The sequence below is a fragment of the Streptococcus penaeicida genome, assembly GCF_002887775.1.
Taxonomy (GTDB): domain Bacteria; phylum Bacillota; class Bacilli; order Lactobacillales; family Streptococcaceae; genus Streptococcus; species Streptococcus penaeicida.
Map to the genome: position 1 here is coordinate 1 of NZ_LOCM01000091.1, position 232 is coordinate 232.

General features: G+C 44.0%; 1 tRNA gene. It reads left to right on the plus strand.

Annotated elements, in window-relative coordinates:
• Nucleotides 1-73: transfer RNA gene (locus AT575_RS10425), tRNA-Ala, on the plus strand.
• The last annotated feature ends 159 nt before the right edge of the window (nucleotides 74-232 follow it).

Genomic DNA, 232 nt, shown 5'->3' on the forward strand with positions numbered 1-232 from the left:
GGGGCCTTAGCTCAGCTGGGAGAGCGCCTGCTTTGCACGCAGGAGGTCAGCGGTTCGATCCCGCTAGGCTCCATTATCTAGGATACAAAGAGATGTTCGGCTAGCCGAATTTCTGTAGAAAATTAGGAATCTGACACCGTGTGCTTGCACACAAGGAAGATTATCTATTTTCCTAAGAAATTAATCTCGTGTTCAACTAGATAAATGATATTTGAATACGAACCTAAACTTA